Origin of the sequence: Thermomonas carbonis, from assembly GCF_014396975.1 — a bacterium.
Lineage (GTDB): Bacteria > Pseudomonadota > Gammaproteobacteria > Xanthomonadales > Xanthomonadaceae > Thermomonas > Thermomonas carbonis.
On sequence record NZ_CP060719.1, the window covers coordinates 826,317 to 835,000 of the forward strand.

The following is an 8,684-nucleotide window of genomic DNA, read 5'->3' on the forward strand; positions in this document are numbered from 1 at the left end:
CGTGAAGGCTGGATGTCCGACCGAGGGATGCCGGATCGGGTTCCCATCATGCCCGCGAACGGCGTTTCGATGCCGTGCACGGGTTCATTGCCGCGTCAGCCAACTGGCCGGGTTGACCGGTGCGCCATTGCGACGCAGTTCGAAGTACAAGGCCGGCACTTCCTGCCCACCCGAGGTGCCCACGCTGGCCACGCTGTCGCCGCGCTTCACTGCGTCGCCGGCGTCCCGCAGCAGGCCGTCGTTGTGCGCGTACAGGCTCATGTAGCCATTGCCATGGTCGATGATCAGGATGTTGCCGTAGCCGGTCATCCAGTCGGCATACACCACCGTGCCATCGGCGACGGCCTTGACTGCAGTGCCCGCGGCCGCAGCGATCAGCACACCATCGCTGCGACGGCCGTCGGGCAACTTGCCGCCGAACGAGGCAAGCAGGTTGCCGGCCACCGGCCAACCCAATCCACCCACACGCATGGCCGGCGCGCTGGCCACCGCGGTGCGCCTGGCGGTTGATTTCGGCTTGGGCTTGCCGGAAGCCGCGGCCTGGCGCTCGGCCTCCGCCTTCGCGCGGGCGGCGTCGCGCGCCGCTTTCGCCGCAGCGGCACGCAGCCGCGCCAGCAGATCCTGCAAGGCCTTGGCATCACGACCCAGCGCTTTTTCGCGGCCGGCGCGATCCTGGTATTGCTGGTCGATGCCGGCCAACAGGCCCGCGCGTTGCTTGCGCGCCTGCTGCAGGGCGAGCAACTGGTTCGCCTGTTTGCGCCGCTCGCGGGCCAATGCATCGCGGCGCTCGACGATCTCGCGCTCCAGCCCGTCGATGCGCTGCAGTTCCGCCGACAGCACCCGGATCCGCTGGACCTGGCCACGCTGCAGATAACCCTGGTAGGTCAAGGCGCGTTCGGCTTCGGCCACGCGATCCTGCGCCAGCATGGTCTTGAGCGGCGCTTCGCTGCCGGCGAACTGGGCAGCACGCAACAGGCGCGCCAGCTCGGCCTTCTTCATGTCCAGGTCGTCGGTATATCTCGCACGCTCGGCCTGCAGGCGCTGCAGGTCTGCACCGTCGCGCTGCAAGGTGGCCTGGGTCTTCTGCAGGGAAAGCTGCACGCCACCGACCTGCTCATCCGCCTCGCGCAACTTGCGGCTGGCGTCGCCGCGCGCGCCTTCCAGCTTGCGCCGCTCGGCGGCGACCTGCCTCAGCTCCGTACGCACACCCTGCAGCCGGCGCTCGGCATCGCTGCGATCCTGCGCATGCGCACCACCGGTCAGCAGCGCCAGCACGCAGATCAGGGCAGCGGTACGCGGATGTCGCATCAGATCGGCAGCAACAGGCTCTGACCGCTCATCTCGGCCGGCTGCGGCAGGCCGAGCAAATCGAGCAGGGTCGGGCCGACATCGCGCAGGGCGCCGCCGCCGCGCAGCGCGACATCGCGATTCCCCGCATAGACCAGTGGGACCGGACCCACGGTATGCGCGGTATGCGGCTGGCCGGTGGTCGGGTCGCGCATCATTTCCAGGTTGCCGTGATCGGCGGTGATGATCAGTGCACCACCCGCATCGCGCACAGCCTCTGAAACCCGACCGATCGCGATGTCGACGGCCTGCGCGGCGAAGATCGCCGCCTGCAGGATGCCGCTGTGGCCGACCATGTCCGGATTGGCGATGTTGCAGACGATCGCATCGAAATGGCCGGAGCCGATCGCGGCCACCAGCTTGTCGGTCAGCTCCGGGCAACTCATTTCCGGCTGCAGGTCGTAGGTCGCGACCTGCGGGCTCGGCACCAGGATGCGCTCCTCGCCGGCGAACAGGTCTTCGCGACCACCGCTGAAGAAGAAAGTGACGTGCGCGTACTTTTCGGTTTCGGCGATGCGCAGTTGGGTGAGTCCGGCACCGGCCACGATCTCGCCGAAGGTGTGGCGCAGGTCATCGGGCGCAAACGCGAGCGGTGCCGGCAACTTCGCGTCGTACTCGGTCAGGCAGACGAAGCGCGACAACGCCGGGCGGCGGGCGACGAAGCCGTCGAAGTCGGGATCGACGAAGGCCGCGGTGAGCTGGCGCGCACGGTCGGCGCGGAAGTTCATGAATACCACCGCATCGCCATCGCGCATCGGCGTTCCACCGTCGATGACCGTGGGTGCGACGAACTCGTCGTTCTCGCCGCGCGCATATGCGGCCTGCAACGCGGAAAGCGCATCCACCGCGCGGTGCGTGCCTTCGGCCTCGACGATCGCATCCCAACCACGCCGCACGCGATCCCAGCGCTTGTCGCGATCCATGGCGAAGTAACGACCACCCACGCTGGCGATGCGCGCGTTGCCGAGTTCATCGCACAAGGCCTGCAGGGCGCGCAGGCTGGCTTCAGCCGAACGCGGCGGGGTGTCGCGACCGTCAAGAAACGCATGCACCGCGACCCTTGGCACGCCGACGCGCTTCGCCAGCGCCAGCATCGCGAAGATGTGCGATTCGTGGCTGTGCACGCCGCCCGCGGACAGCAGGCCCATCACGTGCAGGGTACCGCCGCTGGCGATGGCATCCTGGCAAGCGGCATTCAATTCGGTGTTGGCGAAGAAGCTGCCGTCCTCGATCGCGGCATCGACCCGGGTCAGGTCCTGGTAGACGATGCGGCCGGCACCCAGGTTCATGTGGCCGACCTCGGAATTGCCCATCTGCCCGTCCGGCAGGCCGACGTGGCGACCTTCGGTATGCACCAGCGTATGCGGGCAGGTCGCCAGCAAGCGGTGCCAGTTCGGCAGTTCGGCCTGCGCCAACGCATTGTCCTCGACCTCCTCGCGATGGCCCCAGCCATCCAGGATCAGCAACACCACGGGCTTCGGACGGGCGGGAGCGGTAGCGGGCACGATCGGTTCCTGTGTGGGGAGACCCGCGCGGCGGGTGTTCGATGATTGTAGCGGTGTCTAAACCTTGGGCCGGCCCGCCGCATCAGAGCCTGTACAACCACTGGAGTCCCGCATGAAACGCTCCCTGCTTTTCGTTGCCCTGCTTGCCTTTTCCAGCGTCGCCTCGGCGGCTGGCCACGACGGCCCCGGCCGCGATATCGACAAGGTCAACGGCAGCATCACCGCCAGCGCCGGCGAAGCCTACGGCGACCTCAGCACCGTCAATGGCGGCATCGACTTGGAACGCGGAGCGCGCGTGGGCGATGTGGAAACCGTCAACGGCGGCGTCGAGGCAGCGGACGACGTGGGCGCGCGTTCGGTGTCGACCGTCAACGGCGCGATCCGCTTCGGCAAGCAAGCCCGCATCGACGGTGACGTGGAAACGGTCAATGGCGGCATTTTCATCGATCGCGGCGGCAACGTGCGCGATGACATCAGCACCGTGAACGGTGCGATCGGCCTGGTCGACACCGACCTCGGCGGCGGCATCGAGACCGTGAATGGCGACATCACCGTCGGCGTGGGCTCGCACGTGAAGGGCGGCATCCACGTCGAGAAACCGAGCGGCAACGGCATGCAGTGGGGCAAGCAACGCATCCCGCGCATCGTCATCGGGCCAAACGCGGTAGTCGATGGCCCACTGGTATTCGAACGCGACGTGGTGCTGTACGTGCACGGCACGGCGCGCATCGGCAGCGTGCGCGGCGCAACCCCGACGCCTTACAACAGCGCGACTCCGCCGAAGGACTGAACGCCGCGACGCGGCTAGAATCGCGGGACATCCGACAAGGAGTCCCGCGATGCGCGCCACCACGCTTTCCCTTGCCCTGCTGACGCTGTGCGCCTGCACGCCCAGAGGCGAACAGCAACCCAAGACCGATCCGCAGGCTGACGCGACGCCTGCCACCGACACGGCCGCGACCGGCAGCCATGCCTTCAAGGACGCGATCGATGCCGGCGATTTCGCCGAGCATGTGAAGCACCTGGCATCCGACGAATTCGGTGGCCGCGGGCCCGGAACGCCGGGCGAAGACAAGACGGTCGAGTACATCAAGGCACAGTTCGCCCGCATCGGCCTGCAGCCGGGCAACGGCAGCGACTGGTTCCAGACCGTGCCGATGGTCGAAACCACCGCCGACGAAGCGTCGGCCTCGATGGTGGCGACGGTCGGCGGTGCAACCCAGGCGCTGAAGTTCGGCAGCGACATGGTGATCGGCACGCGTACCGGCCAGGCCCAGGTCGATATCAAGGACAGCCAACTGGTCTTCATCGGCTACGGCGTGGATGCGCCGGAACGGCAATGGAACGACTACGCCGGCATCGACGTCAAGGGCAAGACCGTGGTGATGCTGGTCAACGATCCCGGCTTCCACGCAGGCGATGCGAAGCTGTTCGACGGCAAGCGGATGACCTGGTACGGCCGCTGGACCTACAAGTTCGAGGAAGCCGCGCGCAAGGGCGCCGCCGCCGCCCTGATCATCCATGACACCGAGGGCGCCTCCTACGGTTGGGACGTGGTGAAGAACTCCTGGTCGGGCCCGCAGTACGACCTGCCGGCCAAGGACGACCCCGCGCCGCGCGTATCCGCGCAGGGCTGGATCACCGGCGAGGCCGCCACCGCGCTGTTCAAGGCCGCCGGCCAGGACCTGGGCAAGCTGCGCGCCGCCGCCAACAAGCGCGGTTTCAAGCCAGTGCCGCTGGACGCCACCCTGTCGCTGGCGCTGAAGAGCACGTCGGTGGAAAAGTCCTCGCGCAACGTGGTCGGCCTGTTGCCGGGCAGCGAAACGCCGGACGAGGCCATCGTCTACATGGCGCACTGGGACCATCTGGGCACCCACGAGGGCGAAACAGGCGGCGACAACATCTACAACGGCGCGGTCGACAACGCGACCGGCGTCGCTGCGATCATCGAAATCGCCGAGGCCATGCGCAAGGCCAAGGTTCCGCCGAAGCGCTCGACCTTGTTCCTCGCGGTGACCCTCGAAGAATCGGGCCTGCTCGGCTCCAAGTACTACGTCGCGCATCCGGTCATTCCGCTCGACAAGACCGTGGCCGTGTTCAACCTCGACGCGCTTTCTCCGGTCGGCAAGGCCCGCGACATCACCGTAGTCGGCCAGGGCAGCTCGCAGCTGGAAGACTTGCTGAAGCCGCTGCTTGACGGGCAGAAGCGCAAAGCGGTCGGCGAGAGCAATACCGCCGCCGGTTACTACTTCCGCTCCGACCACTTCAACTTTGCCAAGGCGGGCGTGCCGGCGCTGTACATCGACAGCGGCACCGACCTGCTGGATGGTGGCCAGGCCGCAGGCGACGCAGGCGGCAAGGACTACACCGACAATCGTTATCACAAGGCCGGCGACCACTACGACGGCGCGAACTGGAAGCTGGACGGGATCGTCCAGGACCTCGAGGTGGTGGCGACGATGGGCACCAACCTGGCGAACGGCGGTCAGTGGCCGAACTGGTACGCGGGCAATCCGTTCAAGGCGGCGCGCGACGCGATGCGTCCCGCCGCCGCGGCGAGCGCACCGCCCGCGGCGAAGTAAGTCCGTCGGCAACATCGGTGTCAGGGGCGCCGGCGATACACGGATCCGCTAGGCTGGCGGCCTCCATTCGTGCCCGGGGAGGGCCGCCATGTCCATCGCTTACTGGTGCATCCTGATCGCCGCCGTCCTGCCCTTAGTCTGGGTCGGCTTCGCCAAGAGCGCCGCGCCCGGCTACAACAACAAGGATCCACGCGGCTGGGTCGCCAAGCAGGACGCATACCGCGTCCGCAACGCCTATAACGCCCACCTCAATGCCTTCGAGGCATTTCCCACCTTCGCGGCCGGCGTGCTGATGGCGCAGTTCGCCGGCGTCGATCCGGGTCACGTCAGCCTGCTGGCGATCGCCTTCATCAGCTTCCGTGTGCTGCATGGCGTCTTTTACCTGGCATCGTTCGCGTTGATGCGCAGCCTGGTCTGGATGGGAGGCTTCGCCTGCTCGATCGGATTGATGGTGCTTGCCGCGCTGAAGCTTGGCGCGGTCTGACCCACCGAAGCGGGCCCTCGCAACCTTGGCGCGCCGCGTGAAGCCGTGGCTGCTGGCGACTGCGGCAACTGCCGTGGTCGGGATCGCGGTTTTCAGCGCGTGGACCGTGTCTCGACAAACGCAGTCCCCGCCACCGAAATCGTCGAAATCGATCATCCACGGCATTCCGGCCGGGGCTGTCGTCGTCGACACCGCAAATTACCGGATCCATTCAAGTGCCTCGCCAGAGCAGGCCGCCGACATCGGCCAGGCTCTGGAAGCACTGCGCACTGCCTATGTGGAGCTGTTCCCGATCACCACGGATCCCGGGCGGCTTCCGGTAATCCTGTACCGTGATCGCGCCGAATTCTCCCGCAACAACCGCAGCAGCCCCTGGGCCGAGGCCTACTACCTCGATCCCGCCTGCTACGCCTATTTCGATGCCACGGCCCGCAATCCCCATCACTGGGCGATGCACGAAGCGGTGCACCAACTCGCCCGCAAGCCTCCGGATTCAAGCGCAACCGCTGGATCGACGAAGGGCTGGCCAGTTACTTCTCTGCAAGCCAGCGCGTGGACGGACAGCTCCAGCCCGGCAAGATCGACCCCACCGCCTATCCTGCTTGGTGGCTGGCGGATGCGGCCGACAAACGCGACACGCCGATCCCGCTCGAGGTGCTGCTTTCAACCAGTGGCGGACCCGACGCGAATACCCATTTCAACCAGTATTACCTGAGCGCCTGGAGCCTCACCCACTTTCTCCTGCGCCGCGACAATGGCCGCCATGCCGGCAGCTATCGCGCCTTCCTTGAATCCGGTGCCGATCGAAACGCCTTCCTCCTCCACATCGGCACGATAGAAACCATCGAATCGCAATGGATCCCGTATTTCTGGTTGCAGGCCACCTCGGCGGCCGAATCTCGGTGAGCCGGCCACTCCCGCATGCGTCTCTAGCCAGGCATTAATCTGCTCGATGCCGAATCGGGATTTGGATTGCGAATCCATTAAGTTCGGAAGACGTTCAGCCGAGGGTTTTCAACGTCCAAAGAAAAACCCCGCTTCGACTGAAGCGGGGTTTAGGGTAAAGACCCTGGCGATGACCTACTCTTGCATGGCTTGAGCCACACTACCATCGGCGCAGCTGTGTTTCACTTCCGAGTTCGGGATGGGATCGGGTGGTACCACAGCGCTTTTGTCACCAGGGAGAGGGTGGAGGGTCGCCGGCTTCGGATGAAGTAGCGCCACGCTCTCAGAGGGTGGGAAGAAGAGTGACGAGCGTTTGTTGCAAGCCATCAACGTGTTGAGGCCAAGGGTTTCATTCGACTAAACGAAGAAACTTGAGGTGATATGGTCAAGCCACACGGATCATTAGTACAGGTAAGCTCAACACATTACTGCGCTTACACACCCTGCCTATCAACCACCTGGTCTTGATGGTTCCTTTAGGGGACTTGTGTCCCGGGAGATCTCATCTTGAGGCGCGCTTCCCGCTTAGATGCTTTCAGCGGTTATCGCTTCCGAACGTAGCTACCCGGCAATGCCACTGGCGTGACAACCGGAACACCAGGGGTTCGTCCACTCCGGTCCTCTCGTACTAGGAGCAGCCCCTCTCAAATCTCCAACGCCCACGACAGATAGGGACCGAACTGTCTCACGACGTTCTGAACCCAGCTCGCGTACCACTTTAAATGGCGAACAGCCATACCCTTGGGACCGACTACAGCCCCAGGATGTGATGAGCCGACATCGAGGTGCCAAACACCGCCGTCGATATGAACTCTTGGGCGGTATCAGCCTGTTATCCCCGGAGTACCTTTTATCCGTTGAGCGATGGCCCTTCCATACAGAACCACCGGATCACTAAGTCCTAGTTTCCTACCTGCTTGATCCGTCGATCTTGCAGTCAAGCACGCTTATGCCTTTGCACACAGTGCGCGATGTCCGACCGCGCTGAGCGTACCTTCGAGCTCCTCCGTTACACTTTGGGAGGAGACCGCCCCAGTCAAACTACCCACCATACACGGTCCCCGACCCGGATTACGGGCCCAGGTTAGAACGTCAAGCACATCAGGGTGGTATTTCAAGGTTGGCTCCACCCCGGCTAGCGCCAGGGTTTCACAGCCTCCCACCTATCCTACACAGACGAACTCAACGTTCAGTGTAAAGCTATAGTAAAGGTTCACGGGGTCTTTCCGTCTTGCCGCGGGAACGCTGCATCTTCACAGCGATTTCAATTTCACTGAGTCTCGGGTGGAGACAGCGCCGCTGTCGTTACGCCATTCGTGCAGGTCGGAACTTACCCGACAAGGAATTTCGCTACCTTAGGACCGTTATAGTTACGGCCGCCGTTTACCGGGGCTTCGATCAAGAGCTTCGCCTTGCGGCTGACCCCATCAATTAACCTTCCGGCACCGGGCAGGCGTCACACCCTATACGTCCACTTTCGTGTTTGCAGAGTGCTGTGTTTTTGATAAACAGTCGCAGCGGCCTGGTCACTTCGGCCGACCTCAGCTATTCACCATGGTCGGCGCACCTTCTCCCGAAGTTACGGTGCTATTTTGCCTAGTTCCTTCACCCGAGTTCTCTCAAGCGCCTGAGAATTCTCATCCTGCCCACCTGTGTCGGTTTACGGTACGGTCTGCGTAAGCTGAAGCTTAGGGACTTTTCCTGGAAGCGTGATATCGGTGACTTAATCCTATTGGACTCGTCCTTGACCTCAATGTTGCACCCCCGGATTTGCCTAAGGGCACCACCTCAGTCCTCTCACCGGGACAACCAACGCCCGGC

Annotated in this window: 6 protein-coding genes and 2 rRNA genes (1 of these 8 only partly in view); 4 read left to right on the forward strand and 4 right to left on the reverse strand. The window is 64.3% G+C overall.

The genetic code is table 11. From position 1 onward, the window contains the following. Positions 1-84: 84 nt before the first annotated feature. Together H9L16_RS03890 and gpmI are read right to left on the reverse strand one after the other, a co-directional pair. Positions 85-1,308, reverse strand: a complete 1,224-nt coding sequence (locus tag H9L16_RS03890) for a murein hydrolase activator EnvC family protein (RefSeq protein ID WP_187553272.1) — start codon at positions 1,306-1,308, stop codon at positions 85-87. Then, entirely contained in the window at positions 1,308-2,852 is a 1,545-nt protein-coding gene (gpmI, locus tag H9L16_RS03895; RefSeq protein ID WP_223158170.1) for a 2,3-bisphosphoglycerate-independent phosphoglycerate mutase, read from the reverse strand. The genes H9L16_RS03890 and gpmI overlap by 1 nt, the downstream gene beginning before the upstream one ends. 112 nt (positions 2,853-2,964) lie before the next feature. On the opposite strand from gpmI, the gene H9L16_RS03900 reads away from it, so the two are divergent. The 4 genes from H9L16_RS03900 (at position 2,965) to H9L16_RS16100 (ending at position 6,824) form a co-directional block, all read left to right on the forward strand. Next, positions 2,965-3,642, forward strand: coding sequence for a DUF4097 family beta strand repeat-containing protein (locus H9L16_RS03900; protein ID WP_187553273.1), 678 nt, complete (start codon positions 2,965-2,967; stop codon positions 3,640-3,642). A gap of 49 nt (positions 3,643-3,691) precedes the next feature. Next, entirely contained in the window at positions 3,692-5,434 is a 1,743-nt protein-coding gene (locus H9L16_RS03905) for a M28 family metallopeptidase (protein WP_187553274.1), read from the forward strand. Between the two features lie 88 nt (positions 5,435-5,522). Beyond that, positions 5,523-5,918, forward strand: a complete 396-nt coding sequence (locus H9L16_RS03910) for an MAPEG family protein (RefSeq protein ID WP_187553275.1) — start codon at positions 5,523-5,525, stop codon at positions 5,916-5,918. 552 nt (positions 5,919-6,470) lie between these two features. Continuing rightward, positions 6,471-6,824 (forward strand): hypothetical protein, encoded by a 354-nt coding sequence (locus H9L16_RS16100; RefSeq protein ID WP_229796535.1) that lies wholly within the window; start codon positions 6,471-6,473, stop codon positions 6,822-6,824. A gap of 161 nt (positions 6,825-6,985) precedes the next feature. On the opposite strand, the gene rrf is transcribed toward H9L16_RS16100, so the two are convergent. Next, positions 6,986-7,100, reverse strand: a 5S ribosomal RNA gene (gene rrf / locus H9L16_RS03920). 144 nt (positions 7,101-7,244) lie between these two features. Then, positions 7,245-8,684: ribosomal RNA gene (locus H9L16_RS03925) — 23S ribosomal RNA — on the reverse strand (it continues 1,423 nt past the right edge of the window).